This is a genomic window from Tessaracoccus sp. (genome assembly GCF_016714275.1).
Taxonomy (GTDB): Bacteria; Actinomycetota; Actinomycetes; order Propionibacteriales; family Propionibacteriaceae; genus Arachnia.
This window is the reverse complement of record NZ_JADJNP010000001.1, coordinates 871,280-892,903: the sequence shown is the minus strand read 5'-3', so window position 1 is coordinate 892,903 and position 21,624 is coordinate 871,280. Positions and strand designations below refer to the sequence as shown.

General features: G+C 65.9%; 26 protein-coding genes and 2 pseudogenes. 18 read left to right on the top strand and 10 right to left on the bottom strand.

The features are described 5' to 3' along the window. Window positions 1-22 precede the first annotated feature (22 nt). A complete protein-coding gene (locus IPJ61_RS04105; protein ID WP_297103395.1) occupies window positions 23-445 on the bottom strand; it encodes a DUF1801 domain-containing protein in 423 nt (140 codons plus the stop codon). 90 nt (window positions 446-535) lie between these two features. Between IPJ61_RS04105 and IPJ61_RS04100 the strand changes: the two genes are divergently transcribed. From IPJ61_RS04100 to IPJ61_RS04065, 8 genes are all read left to right on the top strand, one after another. Further along, window positions 536-1,261, top strand: coding sequence for a GNAT family N-acetyltransferase (locus IPJ61_RS04100; protein ID WP_297103394.1), 726 nt, complete (start codon window positions 536-538; stop codon window positions 1,259-1,261). A 119-nt stretch (window positions 1,262-1,380) separates the two neighbouring features. After that, window positions 1,381-1,875: a GNAT family N-acetyltransferase gene (locus IPJ61_RS04095; RefSeq protein ID WP_297103391.1), complete on the top strand. Its 495-nt coding sequence runs from the start codon at window positions 1,381-1,383 to the stop codon at window positions 1,873-1,875. 450 nt (window positions 1,876-2,325) lie between these two features. Then, window positions 2,326-3,447, top strand: coding sequence for an ABC transporter substrate-binding protein (locus IPJ61_RS04090; protein ID WP_297103389.1), 1,122 nt, complete (start codon window positions 2,326-2,328; stop codon window positions 3,445-3,447). Window positions 3,448-3,495: 48 nt separating this feature from the next. Continuing rightward, window positions 3,496-4,398: a carbohydrate ABC transporter permease gene (locus tag IPJ61_RS04085; RefSeq protein WP_297103387.1), complete on the top strand. Its 903-nt coding sequence runs from the start codon at window positions 3,496-3,498 to the stop codon at window positions 4,396-4,398. Then, window positions 4,391-5,221 carry a carbohydrate ABC transporter permease gene (locus IPJ61_RS04080; protein WP_297103385.1) on the top strand — a complete coding sequence of 277 codons (831 nt, stop codon included), beginning with the start codon at window positions 4,391-4,393 and terminating at the stop codon, window positions 5,219-5,221. Before IPJ61_RS04085 ends, IPJ61_RS04080 begins: the two co-directional genes overlap by 8 nt. Before the next feature lie 79 nt (window positions 5,222-5,300). After that, window positions 5,301-6,545 (top strand): IS3 family transposase, encoded by a 1,245-nt coding sequence (locus tag IPJ61_RS04075; protein WP_297103383.1) that lies wholly within the window; start codon window positions 5,301-5,303, stop codon window positions 6,543-6,545. Between the two features lie 136 nt (window positions 6,546-6,681). Beyond that, a complete protein-coding gene (locus tag IPJ61_RS04070) occupies window positions 6,682-8,010 on the top strand; it encodes an alpha-L-fucosidase (RefSeq protein WP_297103382.1) in 1,329 nt (442 codons plus the stop codon). A 62-nt stretch (window positions 8,011-8,072) separates the two neighbouring features. Beyond that, the gene (locus tag IPJ61_RS04065; protein ID WP_297103380.1) at window positions 8,073-8,558 is read left to right on the top strand and encodes a LacI family DNA-binding transcriptional regulator; all 486 of its coding nucleotides are present in this window, start codon (window positions 8,073-8,075) and stop codon (window positions 8,556-8,558) included. Here IPJ61_RS04065 and IPJ61_RS04060 read toward each other — a convergent pair. Further along, a pseudogene (locus IPJ61_RS04060) lies at window positions 8,547-9,653 on the bottom strand (IS3 family transposase); the annotation flags it as partial. The gene IPJ61_RS04065 and the pseudogene IPJ61_RS04060 sit on opposite strands and share 12 nt — an antisense overlap. A 243-nt stretch (window positions 9,654-9,896) precedes the next feature. Continuing rightward, on the bottom strand, window positions 9,897-10,088 hold the full coding sequence (locus IPJ61_RS04055) for a hypothetical protein (RefSeq protein ID WP_297103377.1): 192 nt from the start codon (window positions 10,086-10,088) through the stop codon (window positions 9,897-9,899). Between the two features lie 1,027 nt (window positions 10,089-11,115). On the opposite strand from IPJ61_RS04055, the gene IPJ61_RS04050 reads away from it, so the two are divergent. The 3 genes from IPJ61_RS04050 (at window position 11,116) to IPJ61_RS04035 (ending at window position 12,437) form a co-directional block, all read left to right on the top strand. After that, window positions 11,116-11,430: a citrate/2-methylcitrate synthase gene (locus IPJ61_RS04050; protein ID WP_366505407.1), complete on the top strand. Its 315-nt coding sequence runs from the start codon at window positions 11,116-11,118 to the stop codon at window positions 11,428-11,430. Then, a complete protein-coding gene (locus IPJ61_RS22155) occupies window positions 11,427-11,963 on the top strand; it encodes a citrate/2-methylcitrate synthase (RefSeq protein ID WP_366505200.1) in 537 nt (178 codons plus the stop codon). Before IPJ61_RS04050 ends, IPJ61_RS22155 begins: the two co-directional genes overlap by 4 nt. 132 nt (window positions 11,964-12,095) lie before the next feature. Next, the gene (locus tag IPJ61_RS04035; protein WP_297103375.1) at window positions 12,096-12,437 is read left to right on the top strand and encodes a citrate/2-methylcitrate synthase; all 342 of its coding nucleotides are present in this window, start codon (window positions 12,096-12,098) and stop codon (window positions 12,435-12,437) included. On the opposite strand, the gene IPJ61_RS22150 is transcribed toward IPJ61_RS04035, so the two are convergent. Further along, window positions 12,335-12,679 (bottom strand): Hsp20/alpha crystallin family protein, encoded by a 345-nt coding sequence (locus IPJ61_RS22150; RefSeq protein ID WP_366505405.1) that lies wholly within the window; start codon window positions 12,677-12,679, stop codon window positions 12,335-12,337. The genes IPJ61_RS04035 and IPJ61_RS22150 overlap by 103 nt on opposite strands. A 482-nt stretch (window positions 12,680-13,161) precedes the next feature. Here IPJ61_RS22150 and IPJ61_RS04030 point away from each other — a divergent pair, with 482 nt between their 5' ends. The 5 genes from IPJ61_RS04030 (at window position 13,162) to IPJ61_RS04010 (ending at window position 15,979) form a co-directional block, all read left to right on the top strand. Next, window positions 13,162-13,539 (top strand): hypothetical protein, encoded by a 378-nt coding sequence (locus IPJ61_RS04030; protein ID WP_297103373.1) that lies wholly within the window; start codon window positions 13,162-13,164, stop codon window positions 13,537-13,539. Between the two features lie 706 nt (window positions 13,540-14,245). Continuing rightward, a complete protein-coding gene (locus IPJ61_RS04025; RefSeq protein ID WP_297103371.1) occupies window positions 14,246-14,866 on the top strand; it encodes an ATP-binding cassette domain-containing protein in 621 nt (206 codons plus the stop codon). A 146-nt stretch (window positions 14,867-15,012) separates the two neighbouring features. Beyond that, window positions 15,013-15,321, top strand: a complete 309-nt coding sequence (locus IPJ61_RS04020) for a family 20 glycosylhydrolase (protein WP_297103369.1) — start codon at window positions 15,013-15,015, stop codon at window positions 15,319-15,321. A gap of 14 nt (window positions 15,322-15,335) precedes the next feature. Then, window positions 15,336-15,581: a family 20 glycosylhydrolase gene (locus tag IPJ61_RS04015; protein ID WP_297103366.1), complete on the top strand. Its 246-nt coding sequence runs from the start codon at window positions 15,336-15,338 to the stop codon at window positions 15,579-15,581. Next, window positions 15,578-15,979, top strand: coding sequence for a hypothetical protein (locus tag IPJ61_RS04010; protein WP_297103363.1), 402 nt, complete (start codon window positions 15,578-15,580; stop codon window positions 15,977-15,979). The genes IPJ61_RS04015 and IPJ61_RS04010 overlap by 4 nt, the downstream gene beginning before the upstream one ends. 159 nt (window positions 15,980-16,138) lie before the next feature. Here IPJ61_RS04010 and IPJ61_RS22145 read toward each other — a convergent pair. Beyond that, window positions 16,139-16,549: pseudogene (locus tag IPJ61_RS22145) on the bottom strand (GNAT family N-acetyltransferase); the annotation flags it as partial. A 168-nt stretch (window positions 16,550-16,717) separates the two neighbouring features. Beyond that, entirely contained in the window at window positions 16,718-16,996 is a 279-nt protein-coding gene (locus IPJ61_RS04005; protein ID WP_297103361.1) for a hypothetical protein, read from the bottom strand. Window positions 16,997-17,175: 179 nt separating this feature from the next. On the opposite strand from IPJ61_RS04005, the gene IPJ61_RS04000 reads away from it, so the two are divergent. After that, window positions 17,176-17,514 carry a PIN domain-containing protein gene (locus IPJ61_RS04000; RefSeq protein ID WP_297103358.1) on the top strand — a complete coding sequence of 113 codons (339 nt, stop codon included), beginning with the start codon at window positions 17,176-17,178 and terminating at the stop codon, window positions 17,512-17,514. Window positions 17,515-17,642: 128 nt separating this feature from the next. Here IPJ61_RS04000 and IPJ61_RS03995 read toward each other — a convergent pair whose 3' ends face one another. From IPJ61_RS03995 to IPJ61_RS03985, 3 genes are read right to left on the bottom strand one after another with little or no spacing between them, the layout of a single operon-like run. Further along, window positions 17,643-19,235 carry an ATP-binding cassette domain-containing protein gene (locus IPJ61_RS03995; protein ID WP_297103355.1) on the bottom strand — a complete coding sequence of 531 codons (1,593 nt, stop codon included), beginning with the start codon at window positions 19,233-19,235 and terminating at the stop codon, window positions 17,643-17,645. An 8-nt stretch (window positions 19,236-19,243) separates the two neighbouring features. Continuing rightward, the gene (locus IPJ61_RS03990; protein ID WP_297103352.1) at window positions 19,244-19,480 is read right to left on the bottom strand and encodes a hypothetical protein; all 237 of its coding nucleotides are present in this window, start codon (window positions 19,478-19,480) and stop codon (window positions 19,244-19,246) included. Window positions 19,481-19,510: 30 nt separating this feature from the next. Beyond that, a complete protein-coding gene (locus IPJ61_RS03985; RefSeq protein WP_297103350.1) occupies window positions 19,511-20,356 on the bottom strand; it encodes a hypothetical protein in 846 nt (281 codons plus the stop codon). A 93-nt stretch (window positions 20,357-20,449) separates the two neighbouring features. Here IPJ61_RS03985 and IPJ61_RS03980 point away from each other — a divergent pair, with 93 nt between their 5' ends. Further along, the gene (locus IPJ61_RS03980; RefSeq protein ID WP_297103348.1) at window positions 20,450-20,596 is read left to right on the top strand and encodes a hypothetical protein; all 147 of its coding nucleotides are present in this window, start codon (window positions 20,450-20,452) and stop codon (window positions 20,594-20,596) included. On the opposite strand, the gene IPJ61_RS03975 is transcribed toward IPJ61_RS03980, so the two are convergent. Beyond that, window positions 20,580-21,623 carry a hypothetical protein gene (locus IPJ61_RS03975; RefSeq protein ID WP_297103345.1) on the bottom strand — a complete coding sequence of 348 codons (1,044 nt, stop codon included), beginning with the start codon at window positions 21,621-21,623 and terminating at the stop codon, window positions 20,580-20,582. The genes IPJ61_RS03980 and IPJ61_RS03975 overlap by 17 nt on opposite strands. Between the last annotated feature and the right edge of the window lies 1 nt (window position 21,624).

Here is a 21,624-nt window from a genome sequence, read left to right as displayed (position 1 = left end):
GCAGCATCTGTGTTCCCGCTGGCTAGCCGTGCCCGTCTGCCGGTCGCTCCCACACCCGAGCGATGATCTGGCGCAGCACGTCCTGGTCGACCTTGTCGAGGTTCGTCACATACAGGCAGCTGGCGCCGCGCTTGTGCGGGCCGAGCTGGTCCAGCAGCGGCTCGGGTTCCGAGCCAAGGACGTAGAGGACCAGGTTCGCGGCCCTGGGGCTGAACCCCAACCGCATTGCGTCGCCCTCGCGGCCCGACTCGTAGACGTAGTGATGCTGCCCGTACCCGATCATCGAGGGCCCCCACATCACGGGCGGCTCGCCGGTGACCTCGCCGAACAGCTTCAACATCGCCCGGCCCTGTTCGACCTGGCGCGGCTTCGGCAGCGACTCGACCCACTCAACGGGGTCGACGTCGGTCGGCGCGGTCTTGTTACCGGCTTGTTTGTCTGCCATGAAGCGACACTAGCGCCGCGAGACGCACGTGTCACCGGTACCTCTTCGCCACATGAGCACCACACATCGCGTCCCGGCTAGTGTGTGCAAATGACATCAGGCGAACCCAACCAGCCGCATGTCCAGTTCACGCTGGAGGAGATCTTCCCTCCGTTCGCGCTGCGGATCGCATGCGGTTCCGTGGTGCTCAGCGTCCTGCGCGACGACGACATCCCGGAGCTGGTCGAGCTCGTCCGCGGCGGCATCCAAGTACCCGACCTGCCCATGCCTTTCCTGCAGGACTGGCACGAGCAGCCGTTTGCCCCGGGTTCCCCCGACGGCTTTCCCGCGACCTCCCTGGCGTGGTGGTGGACGCAGAGGGCAAGCTTCGCGCCCGACGACTGGCGCCTCGCCCTCGTCGTTCGCCGCGACGGCGTGCTCGTCGGCATGCAGGACCTTCACGCGAGGGACTTCGCGCAGACGAGTCACATCGAGACCGGCTCGTGGCTGGGCCGCGCACACCAGGGGAGGGGCACCGGAACGTTGATGCGGCAGCTCGTCGTCGGACTCGCCTTCGACGAGCTGGGCGCAGCCACGTGCGGGTCCGGATACATCGTGGGCAATCACGCCTCGGCGGCCGTCAGCCGCAAGGTCGGGTACGTCGACAACGGCAGGGAGCGAATCGTCCAGCACACGCAGCGGGGCAAGGTCGGCGTCGAGGAGCAGCGCGTCGTCGTGACGCCCGCCACCTACGTTCGCCCGGATGCCGAGGTCACGGTCGAAGGAGCCGACCGGTTGCGTCGCTTCCTCGGAACCGACGCACGCACGGGAGAGTGAATGGCCGGCCCGGGTGAGGTCGTGAGGATTCGGGTGGCCATCGAACTCGACCGGCCGAGACCGAAGCCACGGGCCGGCGTTCGCGAGTGTCTCGTAGCGGCCGACGCTAGGGTGAACAGATGATCTCGGACGAACTGGGCCGTTTGTACCCGCCGCTAAGGCTTCGCGTGGTCGCGGAAGATCTCACGCTGCGGATGCTTCGGGATTCAGACGTGCCCGCATATGCGGAACTCGTCTCGGCGCGTCTTTTCGCCGACGAGACCGCACCGCACGTCTTCGCCTGGTGGGCACGAGATCCGGAGGTTCGCCGGCTCGACTCGCTCCAGTTCCTCTGGCACAGCCGTGCCGACATCAAGCCGGAGGACTGGGCACTGCGGTTCGGCGTCTTCGAGGGTGACCGGCTCGTCGGCTCGCAGGACATCAGCGCGAAGGACTTCGCTCGGCGGCGCGTCGTCTCGTCAGGCTCGTACCTCCGCCTCGACGCCCAGGGCCGCGGCTTGGGCACGCTCATGCGGCAGATGGCACTGGTCCTAGCGTTCGACCGGTGCTGCAACCGCTCGGCCTGGGGGTGTGGACGTGACGATCGTGTCACGCAGTGCGGCCGGTGCAGTTGATCGCGCGGCAGCGCGGGCTGTTGGACCTGGATGGTCTGCCGCGCCGGCACCACCGTGTTCATGACCCGCGTCACTCAAGGCGACGAGCCTACCTCGCCGGCAGCCAAGCTTGTCGCCGAGTCGCTGTGGCTGGCTCCTCGACCAGCCCTCCCTGGGGAAGCAACGACCGTATTATAACGATTCGGCAACAACCGGCCGGTGGGTCTTGCCCTCAAAGTAAAAGGTTTCTAACATTGAGTAAACGGTTTCTCACACGGTGTGGCCCTTGGTGTCAGGCCCGTGTGAGTCCGTGAAGGAAGTTCCTCACAACGTCAAGGGAGACGGTCTATGAATCTCAACAGAATTGCTGTCGGGCTTGTTGCGGCTGGTGTGGTTGCCGGTCTGAGCGGCTGTGGCGGCTCCACGCCTGCCCCTGGTGGTGACGGTTCGCCCAGTGAGCAGTCGAGCCAGATGTTCACCTGGATCTCCAGTGAGGGGGATCGGGCCCAGTGGCAGTCGTTCATCGACGGCGCCAAGGAGACGGACCCGAACTTCGACCTCACGTTGGATGGGCCGAGCTTCCAGGAGTACTGGACCAAGGTCAAGACCCGCATGAACTCGGCTGATGCCCCGTGCATCCTCACAACGCAGGCTGCTCGGGCCCAGGAGCTCAAGGACATCCTGATCCCCCTGGACGATCTGGCCAAGGAGGCGGGGCTCGATCTGTCGAAGTACAACGCGGGAATGATCGAGGGCATGACCGTAGATGGCACCGTGCGGGCCATCCCGTATGACGCGGAGCCGATGGTCCTGTACTACAACAAGAGGCTTTTCCAGGAAGCTGGTCTCGACGAACCCGGCCTGGACTACACCCAGGCGCAGTTCCTGTCTGATGCCAAGGCGCTCACCACGGACGGTGTGATGGGGTTCGGGCTGGCGCCGGACCCGGGCTACCCCTACCTTCCGTTGGCGTTCGCGAACGGAAACACACCCGTCAAGGACGGTGCCCTCGCTGTCGATGATCCGGGTTTCGTCTCAGATGTCCAGTGGACGTTCGACTTGGCGGCGAAGGAGAAGGTGGCCAGCGCGCCGAATCCTGCTGACACGACTGATGTGCCGATGCAGGGCTTCCAGTCCGGCAAGATCGCCATGATCATTGACGGGCCTTGGTTCTACACCTCGATCCGGGAGCCGATGTCTGATGAGGTTGGGGTCGCGGTCATCCCGTCAGAGGATGGCAAGCCGATCGGCATGATCCAGGGTTCAGGGTTCGGTATCTCGTCGAAGTGCCCTGACCCGGCCAACGCGTTCGCCAACATCATGAAGATCACCACTCCTGAGGTCATCGCTTACGTCGGCGAGAACCGCGGCACGGTTCCGTCGTTGGAGGAGTCGTTCGATGGCTGGGCCAAGGGCAAGCCGGAAGCCGATGTCGAGGTGATGAAGGCCCTCTTGGCGGATGGGCTTCCTTTGATCACGACCGGGGACTGGAATCAGTTCGTGACAGTGTTCACGCAGTATTCCAGCGACGGAACTCGCGGGAACAAGACGGCCGAGGAGATCCTCGGTACCATCCAGACGAGCGTCGGCTAGTCGAGGCGCACCATGATGCAGGTCACATCGCCGCCTCCACATGAAGCGATGACGACCGTGGTGAAGGCCAGGAAGCCGGGCGTGAACGAACGGCTCCTCGCCTTCTTCCACCTCGCTCCAGGCATGAGCGGTTTCGTCATCTTCATCGTCATCCCGCTCTTGGCCTCGATCGTCATCAGCTTCTATCGGTGGCCGCTGTTCGGGGAACCCGAGTTCATCGGTGCCGACAACTACATGCGGCTCTTCGACGGCCGCGAACCGGTGTTCGGGCAGGTGCTGTTCAACACGGCCTTGTTCGCTGTCGGATACACCGCCGCAAATCTGATCCTCTCGACCGGGCTAGCCGTGTGGCTACACACCCTGCCCGATTGGGCTCCGTTCTTCCGGGTCTTGTTCTTCGTGCCGGTGGTCACGCCGATGGTTGCCAACGCGCTCATCTGGAGAGTGATCCTCGATGACCAGGGGATGCTGAACGGAATGCTGGCCGCGTTCGGCATCGCCGGCCCGTCGTGGCTGGGTGAGTCGGGCTGGGCCATGACGTCGATGATCATGATGTCGCTGTGGCAGGGCATCGGCTACAACATCGTGGTGCTGACGGCCGGGCTGAACAACATCAACCCTTCGGTCCTCGAGGCGGCCCGGATCGACGGGACGACTGCGTGGAAGCGGTTCTGGAGGGTGGTGTTCCCGATGCTGTCACCGTCGCTGTTCTTCTGCACGATCATGACGGTGATCGGCGCTTTCAAGGTGTTCACCCAGCCCTACATGCTTACCAAGGGCGGCCCGGGGGATGCCACCAACACGCTGGTGCTGTACCTGTATCGCAGCGGCTTCTCCTACGATCAACTCGGGTTCGCCTCGGCGCTGGCCTGGGTGTTGTTCGTGATCGTCATGTTGGTCACTGCCCTGCAGTTCGTGGGCCAGAAACACTGGGTGGAATACGATGCCTAGACGCCGTGACTGGGGCAGGCTGGTCAGCAAGACCCTGCTGCTACTGGTGGGAATCATCTTCTTCCTGCCCTTCGTGTGGATGTTCCTGTCCTCTCTCAAACCGTCCACGGAGGTGCTCTCTTCGGGTGCGAACCTGTTCGGGTCCAGGCTTGAGTGGGGCAACTATGTCGATGCGTTCACCTCCGTGCCCTTCGGCAGGATCCTGCTGAACACGTTCGGGATCGCGGCCGCCGGGGCTCTGATCACCGTGACTGTCTCGGTGTTGAGTGCCTATGCGTTCGCGCGCTTCCGGTTCCCATTCCGGGACCAGATCTTCGCGTTGTTCATCGCGACTCTGGTGTTGCCGCTGGAGGTTCTGGTCATCCCGCTGTTCATCGGCGCCTCCAGCTTGAACCTCGTCGACACGTACGCCGCGATCATCCTGCCGTTCGCGTTCGGTGCGTTCGGGACCTTCATGCTTCGCCAGTTCCTGTTATCTCTTCCGAGCGACTATGAGGAAGCGGCCAGGATCGACGGCGCTAGCCAACTGCAGTTGCTTTGGCACGTCATCGTCCCGCTACTGCGCGGACCGATCGCCGTGGTGGCAGCCTTCTCCTTCATCGACTACTGGAACGCCTTCTTGTGGCCGCTGATCATCATCAACGACTACTCCAAGGCACCGCTTCAACTCGGGCTGGCCATGTTCTCCGGTGAGCGTGGCACTGAGTGGGGCGCCCTCATGGCAGCCTCCACCATCTCGGTGGCCGCCAGCTTGATCATCGTTGTGCTGATGCAGCGCCAACTGTCCAAGGGCATCAACCTCGGGGGGTTCGGAGGGCGCTGACGGGGCCTGACCCTGAATCTTGGACACGCCGAGTCCCGCACCCGTGATGGGGAGGGAGAGAGCGAGATGATCCGAGATTATGGCCAGGAAGAACTACTCCGAGGAGTTCCGTCGTCAGGCTGTTGACTTGTACGAGTCCACGCCGGGGGCAACGGTCCGCGGTATCGCTGAGGACCTGGGCATCGTGCGTGGCACGCTGCGTGGGTGGCTTGAGGTATACGGGACGGGCAAGAAGACCGCTGCTGATGGGACGCTGACCTCGAGCCCGTTACAGTCCAGGACAAACCTCCAGGCGGTGTCAGCGACGGCCGGTGTTGAGTCGCCGGAGCAGAAGATCGCTCGGCTGGAGGCCGAGAACGCGGTGTTGCGGGCCGAGACGACGAAGCTGACTACCGAGCGGGAGATCCTTCGGCAGGGCAGCCAATTATTTCGCCGGGGAGACGCGCTGGTGAGTCGCTTCCAGTTCGTCGCTGACAACACGGCCACCTTCGAGGTGAAGCGACTGTGTGAGCTCGTTGAGATCGAGCGTTCGTCCTACTACGCGTGGAAGGCTGGTGCCCCGGCCCGCGCCGCGACCCCCCCCCCCCGAGCCCGCCCGCCCCGGCCCGGGCACACCTGCGGGGCGCCCCGGATCACTGCGGAACTCAACCACGGTAAACCCGCAGGCGAGCGGGTCAATCACAAACGGGTCGCGCGGGTGATGCGGGCCAACCAGATCTGCGGATATGTGAAGAAACGCCGAGTCAGAACCACGGTCCCCGAACCAGCCGATCAGAAGGTTCCCGATCTCCTGAAGCGGGACTTCACCGCCCAGGCGCCGGGGCTGCGCTATGTCGGCGACATCACCTATCTACCGATCGCTGACGGCAGCAACCTGTACCTGGCCACCGTGATCGACTGCTACTCGCGTCGCCTTGTCGGTTGGGCGGTCGCCGATCACATGCGCACCAGCCTCGTCGCTGACGCTCTGAAGGCCGCTACCGCGACCCGCGGCGGCCTGACCGGAGCCGTGTTCCACTCCGACCACGGAGCCGTTTACACCTCGAAGGACTACGCCCGGCTCTGCAACAGCCTCGGCGTGACCCAGTCCATGGGAGCGGTCGGGTCGAGCGCTGACAACGCGCTGGCCGAGTCGTTCAACGCCACCCTGAAACGAGAGATCCTCCAAGACGCCGCGTCCTGGCCCGACGACGCCACCTGCCGCCGCGAAGTGTTCCGCTGGGTCGTGCGCTACAACACCCGCCGGCGACACTCCTGGTGCGGCTACCAGTCACCATCCACCTACGAATCCCTCTACGCTGCTACGCTCCCGTTAGCCGCGTAATCAACCCCTGTGTCCAAGAACCAGGGGTAAGGCCCGACCTACAACCGGCCCCTCTTCGTCCCCAACCCCGGCACAACCCCGTCGGGCCGTCACCCGAGACCCACGACACACACACCCATCGATCAGGAGATCAGACATGGACCAGTTCCCCCAACAGCCGGTGCGCCCGGAAGCGTACCGCCGGTTCGAGCACCCGACCCCCGACTGGTACGCCGATGCCAAGCTGGGCATCTTCGTCCACTGGGGCCCCTACTCGGTGCCGGCCTGGGCCGAACCGATCGGGCCGCTCGGTGCATTCGAACCCGAGTGGTGGATGATGCACAACCCCTACGCCGAGTGGTATTACAACACCATCCGGATCGAAGGCAGCCCGGCCCGCCAACACCAGTTGGACACCTACGGCAGCTTGGACTACGAGCAGTTCATCGACACATGGCAGGCAGAGAAGTTCGATGCCGAGGCAGTCATGGACATCGTTGCCGCCACCGGCGCCAGGTACTTCGTGCCCACCACGAAGCACCACGACGGCGTCACCTTGTGGGACGCACCCCACACCGGGGACCGCAACACCGTCAAACGAGGACCCAAGCGGGATCTGGTGGCGGAGTTCCGGGATGCGGCAGTAAAGCGCGGTATCACATTCGGTGTCTACTACTCCGGGGGGCTCGACTGGCACTTCAGCAATCTCCCCCCGATCGCGGGGGAGATCGTCGATACCCTGCGTCCCAACGACTCCGACTACGCCGACTACGCCTTCGATCACGTCATCGACCTCGTCGACCGCTACCAGCCACAGGTGTTGTGGGGCGACATCGAATGGCCAGACGCCGGCAAAGCCCCCGGGCCCAAGAGCCTGTTCGCGATGTTCGACCACTTCTACCAAACAGCACCCGAGGGTGTCGTCAACGACCGATGGGGCCTTACCCACTGGGACTTCCGCACCAGCGAGTACGTCCACGGACTCGACGCCGAGACCTCACAGACATGGGAGAACTGCCGCGGTATCGGGTTCTCCTTCGGCTACAACACACTCGAAGACGAGTCGCACTACCTCAGCGGCCCTGACGCGATCCAGAACTTCATCGACGTGGTCTCCCGCGGCGGCAACTACCTCCTCAACATCGGACTCACCGCGGCCGGTGAAGTACCCGCAATCCAGGAACGGACACTGCGGGACCTGGGTGCCTTCAACGCACTCCACGGCGAGGCGATATTTGGGTCACGACCCCTCGATACGTCCGTGGCCGCTGCCGGCGACGAACCATGGGTGCGCTGGACCAGCCGCGACGGGGTGGCGCACGCATTCGTGCTCGCACCACAGGAAGTCAGCCTGGCCATCGACCCGGCACACCTGGACATCGACAGCCTCACTGCCGTGGGCGCAGAGGCCCGAGCCGTTGATGGGCAGGTCATGGTCAGCACCCAACCCGAGGTGCCGGGCAGGATCAGCTTCAGGCTACGGTAGGCCCATCGCCTCAGCGGCGGTGGCCAGTCCCCCCGAGGCCAGCCCGAGCGGAGGTTGGGAACATGACAGGAATCACTGTCCGTGATGTGGCTCGCGAGGCCGACGTCTCATTGGCGACGGTCTCGCGGGTCCTCAACGGAGTCACCACCGTCGACCCTGTGCTGGCCGAACGAGTCCGATCCACAGTCACGCGGCTCGGGTACGTCCCCAACAGCATCGGGCGATCCCTGCGGCTCCAGCAAACCAACAGCTGGGCCGTGGTGGTCAACACGATCAACCCGTTCATCGCTGCCCTCGTCATGGCCGTCGAAGATGCAGCCCAAGCCGAAGGCACCAGCGTCAGCCTCGGCATCACCGGCTTCGACCCAGAACGCGAACGCAGCTACGTGGAGGCTGCAGTGAGCCAGCGAGTCTCCGGACTCCTCGTGGCCAGCTCAAGCCGATCAGACCACTTCGTGAACGTCCCGATGCCAGTGGTATTCGTCGACATGCCCGACCCCCACGGACACGATTCGGTCACCATCGACAACTACGGACACGATCGCTAGCCGCAGTTCCTCTCGTGTACCCCAGGACCGTCGGTCGAGGACGTTCTTCTGCAGGAGCGCGAAGAACGACTCCATCGCGGCGTTGTCACCGCATGCCCCCACGCGGCCCATGGAGCCGGTCAGGCCGTGGCGTTTGAGGGCCTTCAGGAAGCGTCTGGAGCGGAATTGGGACCCGCGGTCGGAATGCACGATCACCCCGGCGGGCCGGCCTCGGTGGGCCACTGCCATCTGGAGCGCGTTGACGGCGATACGGGCCTTCATCCGCGAATCGATCGAGTAGCCCACGATCCGGTTGGAGAACACGTCCTTGATCGCACAAAGGTAGACCTTGCCCTCGCGGGTGCGGTGCTCCGGTGATGTCGCTCCAGCCATAGCTCGTTGGGGCCGTCGGCGCTGAACTGCCTGTTGACCAGGTCATCGTGGACGGGAGCGCCGGCCTTCTTGTACCGGGTCTTGCGCCTGGTGAACACCGACTGGATGCCAGCGACCCGGCACAGCCGCCACACTCTGCGCTCCGACAACTCGTAGCCCAACTCGGCAATGTCATCGGCCAGGACGCGGTAGCCGCCCTCCGGGTCATCATCGAGGAGCTGGTGGAGCACGTCGATCAGCTCACGCTCTTCGGCCTCGCGGGCCGACACCGGCTGCTTGAGCCACTTGTAGTAGCCCTGCTTGAGAATCCCAACACCCGACGACGCGACCGCCACCGGCACCCTCACGGTGGCACCGACCGCAGCCATCTCCTTCACGAGCGGGTAGATCATTTTGGGGCGTGATGTGAGCCTGCGACAGATACGCCGCCGCTCGCCGTAGGACCTCGTTCTCCATCTCCAGCTCGCGGATCCTGCGTAACGCCTGGGCCATGTCCTTGCGCTGCTCAGGATCGGTGGTCGGGGTCATCCCGTGGGACTGGAAGCGAGCGTCGCGGACCCAGGCTTGAAGGGTGGTCTTGGCCATCCCCATGTCCTTGGCGACCTGCTTCTGCGGGATGCCTGAGGCGACCAGCGCGACCGCGTCGCGCCTGACCTCGTCGGTGTAAAAGCGATCTTCGGCATGGATGCCATCCTTCCAGCACGACCCTCTCGTGAGAGTCATGCGATCTTGGAGTCAACCAAACCTTCAGCAGTCCCGCCTTCGCCACGCGCTGGGCCGCCCGGACGAGTTGGTCGCGGGCGACGAGGACGCTGTGGCCGCGCTCGCCGAGGGCAACCTGCTGTCGGGCCTGGCGATGCAGGCGTTGAAGTCGTCGCGCCCGGCCTCGGCGCAGGCCACCAGTTCTCGCACCCTGGGAGATGGAGGGCCACGGCCTGAACTGGGAGCCGCCGCTTGGTCACGGATTCAGGGTCGGCGTTGGCACCGTCGCCTCGTCGCCCTGTGGGAGGAGGGCGCTGCGGCCTCGACCTCGCGGCTCTCGACGTCGACCGGATCGTCGCCGAGGAGCCGACGGAGGACGACGTCGTCGCCCGCATCGAGGCGGCGCTGCCGGAGAAGATCCGGGAGGAGTCCATCAAGGTCTCCCTCGCCGGGCACGTAGAGGGGAAGGCGCTCCGTGACCGGCTCCTGGATCGGGAACCGCTGGGACGCTATCCGGGCCCGCGTCGCGGACCAGCTCGTCGCGCCCAGCGAAGCCGCCGAGATGCTGCGTCGGGCGGGGGCGCCGAATCATCCGGGGCTGATCGGGATCGGCTGGGACCGGTTCAGGAGACCCATCTCAAAGCCATGGCGATTCGGAGCCGGTACATGGTCCTTGAGTACTCTGGGGAGACCGGAACCTTCGACACTCGTGCTGGACTGGCTTTTCGCGCCGTCCGGATTCTGGGGCGGCATCGGGACGCCGAAAGCCTCGGCGGGACCCCTGTCCAGGGCCTAGTGGCTCGTCGCGCCTAAATGCGCGGGTAAGCGACTCCATGCGGGCGATTGACTTCGGTTGTCGTCCGGTCGACGTAGTGCCCCGCCATGACTCCTCCTCCGCCTTATCCCTCATCCCACCTGACGCCGCGTCCTATCCGCACCTTTAGGTGCGACAGACCCACCAGTGTCGCGTGTCGGAAGTAGGTTGATGGATTCTGGTGTTCCAGTGGATGGACCGCGAAGGCCGACGAGCGAAGGGAGCACTTGGTTGTTCGTCGAGTGAGGAGAACGCGGCGAGGCGCGCGGGCGCCAGGGCCGCCGGCTACTTCGGACACGCGGCACTGGGAAGCACTGATCAATCGGGCACCGTCGGAGGAAAAGCGCCCGGTGGTCCTGCGGAGAGACGGCGCCGCGCAATGCGATCGTCCGGATTGTGAGTACCAAACAAGAATGTGACCGTGCCGCCTGTGCGGGTTGTATGGTGATGGGGTCCGCAACCGACCTGTGAATGATTCTGCCGGTGCCCACGACGGGCCGCCGGAACCAACGAAAGGTGAACGCATGACCGACAGCGGAGTCCTCGGGTACGGGGGCCACGAGCTCGAGCTCCCCGTCGTCAAGGCCACCCAGGGCAACGACGGACTCGACATCGGGAAGCTGCTGGCGACCACCAAGGTCTGACTTAGCTCGACTCGGGTTTCAGTCAATACGGCCTCCTGCACGTCCGGAGATCACGTTCATCGACGGTGACGAGGAGTGCTGCAGTACCGCGGCCAGCACCATCGAGCAGCTGGCCGAGCAGGCGACGTTCATCGAGGTCGCCTACCTGTTGATCTACGGAGAGCTGCCGACGGCGAACCAGTTGGAGGACTTCAACACGAAGATCGCGCGCCGCATGATGCTCGACGAGCGCATGCGCGAGCTCTTCCGCGCTTTCCCGCGTGGCGCGCACCCCATGCAGGTGCTCGCTTCCGGCGTGATCGCCGTGGGCGTTCAGCCGCGACACCCTCGATATCCTTGAAGCACCGATCAGGTCGAGGGCCAGCCTTCGCCTGCTCGGCTCGATGCCGACACTCGCCGCCTGCGCGTTACAAATCGTCGATCGGTGCGCCGTTCCTGTACCCACGGACCAAGCTGGGCTACGTCGAGAACTACCTGCGGCTGTCATTCGGCACCCCGCGGAAGGAGTACGAGATCCGACCCGGCCGTCGTGCGCGCGTTCGGGGGTTACTGTTCATCCTGCACGCCGACCCCGAGCAGAACGCTTCGACGTCGACGGTACGCCTCGTGGGTTCGGCAAAACGCCAGCATCTACGCGTCCGATCTGCTCGGGCGTCAACGCCCTTGCGGGTCCGCTGCACGGCAGCGCCAACCAGGCCGAGATGCTGGAGATGCTGCGTCAGATCTCGCCGGAGGCCTGAACATCAAGGACTTTGTTGGCCAGGTCAGGACAGGAAGTCCAGCGTCAAGCTGGTGGGCTGGCCATCGCGTCTACAAGAACTACGATCCGCGCGCGAAGATCATCAAGGGTCACGCCGGCGAGCTGCTGCGTAAGTCGGCAACGGCAACAACCAGCTGCTTGAGATGGCGCTCGAGCTGGAGCGACGGCGCTGAACGGCAAATGCTTCATCTCCCGCAAGCTGTACCCGAACGTCGACTTCTACACGGGCCTGATCTACGCAGGCGATGGGCTTCCCAGCCCAGCACTTCACGGCGCTCTTCGCGCTGGGTCGCCTCCCCGGTTGGATCGCGCAGTGGCGCGAGCAGCACGCCGACCCAGGCCGCAAGATCCCGACCGCCCGCGCCGGATCTGCGTCGGCCCCGATCGCCGCGACTTCGTTCCCCATCGACCAGCGCTGGCGTAGTCATCCACGAAAAGCGGGGCGGACGCCGCGCCGGGCCCTATTCCGATCGCCTACAGGCTGTTACAGGAAGCTTGATGGCCAAAAGCCAAGGCCATCTCCCGCTTCGTGGCAGGCCCCTGGTGTCGATCGGCTGGGGCCTATCCTCCGGTGGCGTGTGCGCTGATCATCAGCGCGTCGTCGAAGTTCGTCACCTGGATTTTGCGGGGCTTCGCCTTCTCGCTCATCCGGGATGGTCACGCTCAGCACGCCGTTGTTGTACGCGGCAGTGATGCGCTCGGTGTCCACCTTACAGCCCAGTTCCAGCTGGCGCAGGAAGCTCGCGGCCTCGCGCTCGCGGGTGATCCACTGGACGCCCCTCGTGTTCGGCGAGGATCCGCTCGGCACGGATCGTGAGGGACTGGCCATCAACGTCGATGTCACGACGGAGCCGGATCGCTGCCTGGAAAGTCCGCGCTCAGCACGTAGGTGTCGCCCTCTCGGTAGAGATCCATGGGCATGCGGCGGGGGCGCGGCGCGTCCAGGAAGCTCGAGGCGATGCGATCGAGCTCGCGGAACCAGATCGTAAGTTGCCATTGCTGTACCGTCACTCCTGTCAGACGAAATGTCAAGGTTGAGCATGGGCCGCTCAACTACTACCAGAGTTAGCACTCTCGTCAAGAGGTGCTAACGGCAGCTGTCGTGGTGAGGCCGGGAGACGTGCCGCCTGACCCCGCGGCGCGAGGATCCGGGCGGTGGGTTTCGGGCGACCAGCGGGCTATAGTGCCAGAAGTCCGCAAAGGGAGAACCATGCGCAGCCTTTACCGAATCCCATCGACCGCTCGTGAGCTCTGGCCCTCTACCTCGGAATCATCCTCGGCGCCATCGCCACCGCGGCGACCGCCTTGCTGATGCCGTTCGCCATCGCCCGCGCGACGGGCCGCGTCGTCGCGATGGTTGCCGGCACCGGCGGCTCGGCCGTGACCCTCGTGTGGCTGGCCACCGCGCTGCTGGGCGCTGAGCCTCGCCAACTCCGCGATCTGATAACCTCACCGGCTACTGGGGCGACGTCCCGCCCAGCGACGCGGCTGCGCGCCATCCTCTCGCGCCGCTACTTCGAGAAGCTGCTGCGGCTGCCGCGTCGGTACTTCATTAACCGAACTCCACTGGCTAGGTCATCTCCAGGCTGCACAGGTCGATCACGTCAGATCACCGACTTCCTGAACATGTTGCCAACAGTTTCTTCCCGACGCTGGTCACGCTGGGCGCTGTGCTTGTTATCGCGCTGACCTACTCGCCGTGGCTTGCGTTGCTGCTCGTGATCATCTACCCGACGTTCATCTGGCTGACCGCGCTGACGTCGAAGAAGTGACGGGTGTGGGGGCACCAGAAGAACGAGCACTACGACATCGCGGGGGGACGCTTCGCGGAGTCGTCGGCCAGATGCGTGTCGTGAAGTCGTTCGTGACCGAGCGCCGCGAGCTGAGGTCCTTCGGCACCCACTTCGACGACGCCGTCGGCCTCACTGCGGCAGTCGGCCCTCACACCGGATGGACCTGGCCCGCCGCGCCGTGCTCGACGTCGTTTCTTCGGCGTCTACCTGATCATCTTCTTGCAGACTGCGCGCGGCGACTACACCGTCGGCACCATGGTGATGCTGCTGCAGCTGGTCAACATGGCGAAGATGCCCGTCACGTCGATGAGTTGGTATCTGGACACCGCGCAGCGCGCCATCGCAGGCAGCCGTGAGTACTTCTCCGCGATGAACCAGATCGAGGAACCCCACAATCCTCTGGATGTCCCGCTCGTAGAGCGGGGTCCCTGCTGCCTGGTCGAACGACGATCCGGTGATCGACTTCGATCACGCCAGCTCCGGCTACGGCGACACGACCGATGTCGTGCTGAAGAACGTGACGCTGGCGATCGACCGCGGCGAGCGGGTCGCGTTCGTCGGAGAGTCCGGGTGGCGGCAAGACGACGCTGGTCAACCTGATCATGAAGCTGTACTCGGTGACCGACGGCGTGCTGCGCGTGCACGGGCAGTCGGTGGAGGAGGTGCCGACGGGAGCTGCGCCGCGAGGTCGGTGTCGTGTTCCAGGATGCGAGCCTCTTCAGCGGGACGATCCGGAGAACCTCGCCTACGGCCTGACCGAGGTGACCGACGAGCAGCTTCGGGCAGCGGCCACGCGAGCCAACGCGATGGGCTTCATCGATAAGCTGAAGGGCGGCTTCGACACGCAGATCGGCGAGCGCGGCATCAAGCTGTCCGGCGGCCAGAAGCAGCGGCTGGCGGTGGCGCGCGCGCTGCTGAAGGACGCGCCGATCCTCATCCTCGACGAGGCGACTAGTTCGCTGGACACCAAGTCCGAGCGCGCTGTGCAGGCCGGTCTCGATGAGCTGATGGAGGGCCGCACGACGCTGATCGTCGCGCACCGCCTTCCACGATCTCATCGGTGGATCGGATCGTCACGCTGCGCGACGGCCGAATCGACGAGGTCGGCGCTCCCGAGGAGTTGGCCACGACCGGCGGCATCTATGCCGAGTTGCTGGCGCTTCAGGGATCGACGGCGAAGGCCACTAAGGCCAAGCTGCTCCGCTACGACATCGTCCTGCTGACGCGATGCTGCGCATACGCCGAGCACTGTGTCATAGCGCCAGTGCTCGGCGTATGCGCAGCAGAATGCGGGGGACAGTAGCGTGGCCCGTCCGAAAGGGGCGGTAGGACCACGGTGCTACCTTGGTGACTCTGACAAGGAGAAACGATGACAGACGTACGTGCGGTCATGCTCGACGTCGGCAGGAAGCGGTTCGACGCCGCGTGGATCGCCCGGCTGCTCGAGTCGATGGGCGAGCTGGGGCTGAACACGCTGCAGCTCCACCTGTCCGACGCCGTCGGGCTCGGCGTCGAGCTACCCGGGTTCGAACGGCTCGCCGCCCCCGGCGCACTGACGCCTGACGACGTCGCCCTCATCCGTGCACGGGCGGACGCCTGCGGCGTGCGGCTGATCCCGGAGCTGGACACCCCTTGCATGCCACGCCGTTGCTCGTCGGCCGGGAGGAGTTTCGCCTGAGGGACTGCTCGGGGATGGTCGAGCCGGACAAGATCGACCTGTCGAACCCCGCTGCTCGGCGCTACATCGGCGAGCTGTGGGACGCGGTGATCGGGTTGTTCGAGCCCGAGGTGGTGCATCTGGGCGGCGACGAGTTCCTTGCCGCCCCGTGGGAGGACGACGAGGCGCGCCGGCCGGACCGCTACCCGGTTCTGCTTGACTGGGCGCGGGCCGAGGCCGGCCCGGGGCGACCGCGGAGGACGCCTACGCGCTGTACGTGACCGAGCTTGCCGACCACGTACGCCGTCGGGGCTGCTCCGCGTGGCTGTGGAACGATCACGTGGTCCCGGCGGACGCCTGGCCGCTCGTTCCGGTGCCGCATGACCTCGTCGTCGACGTCTGGGTCCGCTGGCGCGAGTGGACGCCCAGCGTCCTCGACTATCTGGCCTCCGGCTACGACGTGATGAACTCCAACGGCGACCTGCTCTACTTCGTCCTCTCCTCCGACGGTGTGCCGGCGCTGACCGACGCAAGTCCGGCGAGGACATCGCCGCGACCTTCCGTCGTACGCGGTTCGTGGGTCTCGCAGGCGAGCGGACATGGATCGACGTCGCCGCCGACGACCCGCGCGTCCTGGGAGCCAAGCTGGCGGTCTGGTGCGACGCCCCGGACGCCCTGACCCCGGAGGAAACCTGGACCCGCCTCCAGACCTGGCTCGCGCCGTTCGCCGCCTCCTTCGCGGAGGACACAGATCGGCCAGCTCCGTCAGGCAGGTGATGCGCCCCGGCGCGTTGAGGCGCCAGCCACGCGTGGTGGTCGTGAGTGGGGTGAAGCCCACGGCGGTGGCGAAGGCCATCCCCGTCGCGTCGTCAGTTCCGACATAGTTCAGAAGCCGGTCCGCGTGACCGAGACGAAGCCAAGCTGCGGCCTGCCCTACCAACCAGCGGCCGACGCCGTTGCGCCGATGGGATGGGGAGACCCACAGGTTGCCGATGTCGGCCAGCCCGGAGTGACTGCCGACGAGGCCTGTGTCGCCGGTGCGGATATCCACCTCGATGTAGCCGATGACCTCTGGACCGAGGTGAGCCGCGAAGCGTGTGCCCGCCGCCCCAGCGTCCTCGCGACGGTGAGGCCGGAGAGTGGGGCCGGGGTAACCTCGAGGCCAGCCAGATCGGCGAGGAGGACTGTCTCGTCGGGTCCCTCCGGTGCAAAGCCCTTGTCGCGGAGGAGCGCGCGAATGTGAGGCCACTGCTCCGGGATCCCGTAGATCCCGGGCGCGGGCAGGACGCCGTCCGCCGCGATCCGCGTTGCGCCCGCCTCGCGCAGCACCTGGACCGCCGCGCGGAGGAGCAGGTCGCCCGCTTCGGTGGCGTCGGGCCAGTACGGCGCGTTCGGCCAGCACAGCAGCCACCGGATCTCACCGAGGCCTCGGTACGTTGGCCCCTACCTCCGCGTGATCCCGGTAGATCAGGAGATGAGCCGCCGCGCTCACTCTGCCGCGCTGCTCGGCGACCAACGTGTGGCGCGCCTCGACCCAGGGATCGACGATGAACTCACCCGGCTCTCGTTCAAGTTGTCCGAGGAGACGATTGGTCGAGATGGTGACGCCGGGGACGACCGCGGATACGTGGGCGTTGGCCAGCTCGGTGAGCTGGTCGCGATCGGTGCGACGGAAAGGGCGGATCTGAACGGACATGGCGGGCCTCCGGCCTGAGTGAGAGGAGTGGAGCCGCCACCGATGCGGTACTCCGCCAGGCTAGCACGGGGGAGCGGTGGCGCTGACGGCGTCGAGGATCGCCTGGGAGTCGTCGTCGCGCGCGTCCAGCACGATATCCACCCATCGGACCCTAACGCGCTCGTGGAGTTTCACCCGAGATGCGCGAGGACCCGATCGAGCTCGTCCTGCCTGAGCGTGACTACGCAGCCCCGTGTGGTGTTCTGATGGCGGTGGCGCTCGACACCAACGTCATCTCGGCGTTGGCGAAGCCTGATTGCGACGAGCGCGTGCTTCGGTGGGCTCGCCAGTTTTCCTCCGACGAACTCCTCCTCCCTGCGCCGTGCTGGGCCGAGCTTCGTCGAGGGGTTGAACTGTTGCCCGCAGGGCGGCGCCGTGACGCGCTGAGTGCGCGCCTCACCTCGATGGTCGACGCGTTGGGCGCGGTGCTGCCCTTCGGGCGCGCGGAGGGCGGACGTGTATGGCGCGTTGATGGCTGAGCTGGCCGCCCGCGGCCCACGGTGGACGCCGTGATCGCCGCGATCTGCCGGACCAACGACGTCCCGCTCGCCACGCGGAACGCCCGTGACTTCGACGGCTCCGGGATTGAGCTGATCGACCCCTGGGCTTAGGCCGAACGCCCATTCAGAGGGCGGCGTGGTGCAGACTCGACCGTCGCGGCGCGGACCGACCGGACGCTCAGGAGTCCTTGTGTGGGATGTCCTCCTGAGCCTGGGAGGAAGAGCTGAGCTTCGAAGAGGCGCTGGAACGCCTCGTCGGCTCGCGCGACGTCCGGCGGGGCATCGAGCAAGACCTGCCCGTCCTCGATGAGGACGACCTGGTCACCGCGGACAGCCGTAGACACGCGGTGCGTCACGATCACGACGATCCGGTCGCGAGAGGCCGAGCGGAGCGCACCCATGATCTGGAGCTCTCCGTCCGGGTCGAGAGCACTCGACGGCTCGTCCAGGATCCACACGGGCTCCGGTGAGAGCATGAGCCGGAGCACGGCGAGCCGCTGCCACTGGCCACCGGAGACGGCGAAGCCGTCGCGGAACTCGCGCCCGATGCGACGGCCGAGCATCTCAGGGGTCAGGAAGTCGATGCCCAGCTCCGCAGCCTCGGCGAAGATCGCGTCGTCGGCGATCGGTTGATCGCCGAGGAGGTACTCGCGGAGCACGATCGGCGGCTGGGGGAGGCCCTGCAACACGGAGGCGCTCAGATCGGCCAGCGCGGCGTCGACGTCGTCGCCGAGGGGCCCGAGGGTTCCCTCCGTCGGCTCGTAGATGCCAGCCAGGAGCTTGAGCAGCGTCGACTTGCCAGACCCGTTGCGGCCGACGACGCACGTGATCTGACCGCTGCGGAACGTGGCGTTCACGGAGGTGAGTGCGGGCTTGGACGCGGCGGGGTAGGTGAATCCGAGTTCCGCCGTCGCGATCGCCCGGAGTCCGGGACTCGACCGGCGCGGTTCCTCCGGCTCGGGCTGACGCTCGACGGCGCCGATCCGGTCGAGGAACCGGCCGACGAAGAGGGAGTCTCTGATGAGGTCGCCGGCCGAGAAGACGACGTTGATCAGCACGCCCATGACCGTCACCGAGGCGATCACCACGGCCACCCCGGAGGCGGTGAGCGTGCCCGCCTGGAACATGGTGAGGAGGCCGGCGACGACGCACGCGGCCGTGGCGAGCGCCGACCAGAGGAGGACCTTCGTCTCCACGTTGATCGCATGGAGGTGCTGGTCCTGAGACTGCCGGACGAAGGACCTGTGGGTGCGCCGCAGCACCGGCTGGTAGTGGGCGGCCGTCGCGTCGGTGAACCCGTCAGGGCTCACCGTGAAGGTGCCGAGGGCGACCGTCACCCGGTCGAGGGCGGCGGTCTCCTCGAAGGCGCGGCTGTAGGCCCTGAACATCGCGGGAACCGCGATCACCGGCGGCAGGACCGCTGCGATGATGAACACGGTGCCCAGCACGGAGAACTGCATCAAGACGATGATCGTGCCGACCACCGTGACGATCTGCCCCATCCAGGTGAACAACGTCATCATCAGCGGGCCGACCCTGCTGCGGGCCGTCTCCCAGTCCGCCTCGAGCGCGTCGCGTTGCTGCGGGTCCTCGATCGTCGCGGGTGACTGCTGCGTCGCGCTGCGCAGCAGCCGGTCCTGGGCCCAGGCTGACACCGCGAACTCCAGCCGCTTGGTCGCCGCGTTCTGCAGGCTGTTCACGCCGGCCATCACACCGAGCAGGATGCCGATGGCGACGACGGGCGCGACGAGACGGGAGAGACCCGCCCCAGAAGCGACCTCCGCGACGAGTAGCCCGACCAGCCATAGCTGAATCGGGGCAGCGCGCCCATGACGAGTACCACAGCCAGACTGAGCACAAGGCTGCCGGGAGCCGCGACCCAGGCCGCCCCGAGCGAGGCGCGCAGGCCGCGGCCGGTCGACAGTCCCGTTTCTTTCACGGTCATCTCTCTCTCATGGGGCATCGACGATGTTTTCTACATCAATGCAATGTGCACTTTAGTCCCTGAAGGATCTCCTGGGTGTCGGATCCACATGATGCCGGCCGCCTCGTCGTGACTCCACGACTGGGCGATGGTGCCGTCGAGCAGCACCTCGCGCGGACGGCCCGCCAGGCGCACGGCCGTGACGACGTCGATCCTCGTCGGAGCCTCGACGTCGAACTGGAGCCCCCGCTCGACGAAACGGACCTCGTCGATGCGGCCGGCCGACGCGAGAACGGCCCCTTCCTCGGGCTCGTAGGTGAGGTCACGCAGCAAGGCGACGCCGCTCGGCGGCACAGTGGCTGTCTGCACGACCGGGAGAGCCGGGTCGAGGAGATCGATGAAGCTGCCGCGAACGGTCGTGGCCTCCGTTGCCTCGGACAGCGTGGCTCCGATCACGTACGGGCCGCGCTGGACTGACAGCCAGTCGCCGTCGCGCCACTGGCTGCCTCTGGCATCGGCGAGACCACGGAGAAGACCGACGAGCTCGGCCGCGGCCTCTTCCGACGTCGAGAAGTGCACGGGGTCAGCCTGCACGAACTGCACGAAGCCGTTTCCGAACCGGTGGATCTCCTCGTCAGCGATGTCCGCTGTGAAGGCCTCTGCGAGGTGGTGCGCAGGAGTCGGGTACCTTCCGGTCCACCATGCGCGGGTCTCGTGATAGGGGTCCGCCCCATCTCCCACATAGAGGAGCGTGCCGCCCGCACCGACCCACGCCGCGAGCGCGTAGTGGACGGCCGGCGACAGGGGCTTCTGGAACTCGTAGCTCAAGACCAGGATGTCGTAGTCGTCCAGGATCGAGGTGTTGTCGAGGACCGCGTCGAGCTGAACCGGGACCACGAACTGGCCGGCGAACAGCGGCGGAAGGGCCAGGCCGTAGAACGCGGAGAAGTCGAGCAGCGCGCGCGACTCGCCGTCCTTGAGGCCGTCTTCGTGGGGCCTGTCCTGCTCATCCTCGGAGGGAACCAGCGCTGGAACATGGCGCTGTCGACGAGGAAGACGCCGATCCGCAGGGGAGAGGCCGCGGGCTCGATCACCGGCTGGTCCATGTCGCGCAGCGTGTTCATGACGACGAGATAGGTCGTTGCGTACTCCGGAGGAACGAGCGACTTTTGGTTGCTCCTTCGCGGTGGCGGTACTCCCTGTTGAAGATCCGCCACGGCCACGGGGCCACCTCGTAGCGGCTGATGGCTGGATGCAGGAGCGAGGCAACGACGGTCCGACGGTAGTTGTCGAAGTAGTCGTCCCAGGTCCGCCCAGAGTGGTCCTCGATCGGATCGTGGAGGAACCACAGCGTCCTGCCGGTTCCGCGCGTGAGGTCCTGAGCGATGCCGTACTCGAGGAAGGCGGTCTCTAGCGTCCGCTCCGCCCGGCGCCCCGCGTAGACGTTTGCCGTCCGGGAGGTCCCCGTCCATACCTGGGCGATGGCACCCTGAACCCCGGGAAGCGTGCGAAGGCGCGACTCGGGGCTCACGATCTGCCACTGGGTGTAGTTCAGCAGGCTGTGTGTCGGGATGTAGAACCGGACCTCTCTTCCGCGCTGAATGCTCTCGTCGCGGAGCGCGGTGGCGATGCGCTCCAGGGCGCGGGAGAAGAGGTGCTGCATCAGCCGGCCCGAACGGAAGAACGCGTCAGGGCTCGAGTGCGGCGGGAGCCACGGCTCGCCGTAGAACGCCCGCCATTCCCGCCGGAACGCGTCGGAGTATTCGCCACGCGCCCAGAACTCGGGCTCTTCGAGGTGGATCGCGTCCACTTCGAGGTCGAGGAGGGGCCGCAGTTTGGCGAACAGATACTCGGTGAAGTCGATGGTGGGGACCATGTAGGGCACGCCGGGGCCATGCAGGATCGTCTCGCCGTGGCGGTTGGTCTGGGCGTCGCCCCAGTGCTCGACCCCGTTCCAGCGGCCATCGAGGTAGTCCTCGTAGTGCCCCCAGGAGATGCCGGTCATGATGTGCACGCGGTAGCCCGCCGATCGCCAGTCGGCAACGCGCTGCACCGTCGTATCGTCCATGCCGTACGCCATCACCACGTCGGTGCGAAGGTCGATGGAGCGGTCGTAGCCGGCCCTCTCCTGGAAGGCGGTGATCTCGGCTCTTCGGGTGGTCATT

Excerpts from the sequence above, each read along its gene's own strand:
- IPJ61_RS04105 (WP_297103395.1), bottom strand. The coding sequence starts at position 445 with ATGGCAGACAAACAAGCCGGTAACAAGACCGCGCCGACCGACGTCGAC.
- IPJ61_RS04090 (WP_297103389.1), top strand. The coding sequence starts at position 2,326 with ATGTTCACCTGGATCTCCAGTGAGGGGGATCGGGCCCAGTGGCAGTCG.
- IPJ61_RS04075 (WP_297103383.1), top strand. The coding sequence starts at position 5,301 with ATGGCCAGGAAGAACTACTCCGAGGAGTTCCGTCGTCAGGCTGTTGAC.
- IPJ61_RS04080 (WP_297103385.1), top strand. The coding sequence starts at position 4,391 with ATGCCTAGACGCCGTGACTGGGGCAGGCTGGTCAGCAAGACCCTGCTG.
- IPJ61_RS04095 (WP_297103391.1), top strand. The coding sequence starts at position 1,381 with ATGATCTCGGACGAACTGGGCCGTTTGTACCCGCCGCTAAGGCTTCGC.
- IPJ61_RS04025 (WP_297103371.1), top strand. The coding sequence starts at position 14,246 with ATGAAGCTGTACTCGGTGACCGACGGCGTGCTGCGCGTGCACGGGCAG.
- IPJ61_RS22150 (WP_366505405.1), bottom strand. The coding sequence starts at position 12,679 with ATGGCCAGTCCCTCACGATCCGTGCCGAGCGGATCCTCGCCGAACACG.
- IPJ61_RS04015 (WP_297103366.1), top strand. The coding sequence starts at position 15,336 with ATGGTCGAGCCGGACAAGATCGACCTGTCGAACCCCGCTGCTCGGCGC.
- IPJ61_RS04020 (WP_297103369.1), top strand. The coding sequence starts at position 15,013 with ATGACAGACGTACGTGCGGTCATGCTCGACGTCGGCAGGAAGCGGTTC.
- IPJ61_RS04085 (WP_297103387.1), top strand. The coding sequence starts at position 3,496 with ATGACGACCGTGGTGAAGGCCAGGAAGCCGGGCGTGAACGAACGGCTC.
- IPJ61_RS04065 (WP_297103380.1), top strand. The coding sequence starts at position 8,073 with ATGACAGGAATCACTGTCCGTGATGTGGCTCGCGAGGCCGACGTCTCA.
- IPJ61_RS03990 (WP_297103352.1), bottom strand. The coding sequence starts at position 19,480 with ATGACCGTGAAAGAAACGGGACTGTCGACCGGCCGCGGCCTGCGCGCC.
- IPJ61_RS04035 (WP_297103375.1), top strand. The coding sequence starts at position 12,096 with ATGGGCTTCCCAGCCCAGCACTTCACGGCGCTCTTCGCGCTGGGTCGC.
- IPJ61_RS04030 (WP_297103373.1), top strand. The coding sequence starts at position 13,162 with ATGCCGTTCGCCATCGCCCGCGCGACGGGCCGCGTCGTCGCGATGGTT.
- IPJ61_RS04005 (WP_297103361.1), bottom strand. The coding sequence starts at position 16,996 with ATGTCCGTTCAGATCCGCCCTTTCCGTCGCACCGATCGCGACCAGCTC.
- IPJ61_RS03975 (WP_297103345.1), bottom strand. The coding sequence starts at position 21,623 with ATGACCACCCGAAGAGCCGAGATCACCGCCTTCCAGGAGAGGGCCGGC.
- IPJ61_RS04070 (WP_297103382.1), top strand. The coding sequence starts at position 6,682 with ATGGACCAGTTCCCCCAACAGCCGGTGCGCCCGGAAGCGTACCGCCGG.
- IPJ61_RS04000 (WP_297103358.1), top strand. The coding sequence starts at position 17,176 with ATGCGCGAGGACCCGATCGAGCTCGTCCTGCCTGAGCGTGACTACGCA.
- IPJ61_RS04100 (WP_297103394.1), top strand. The coding sequence starts at position 536 with ATGACATCAGGCGAACCCAACCAGCCGCATGTCCAGTTCACGCTGGAG.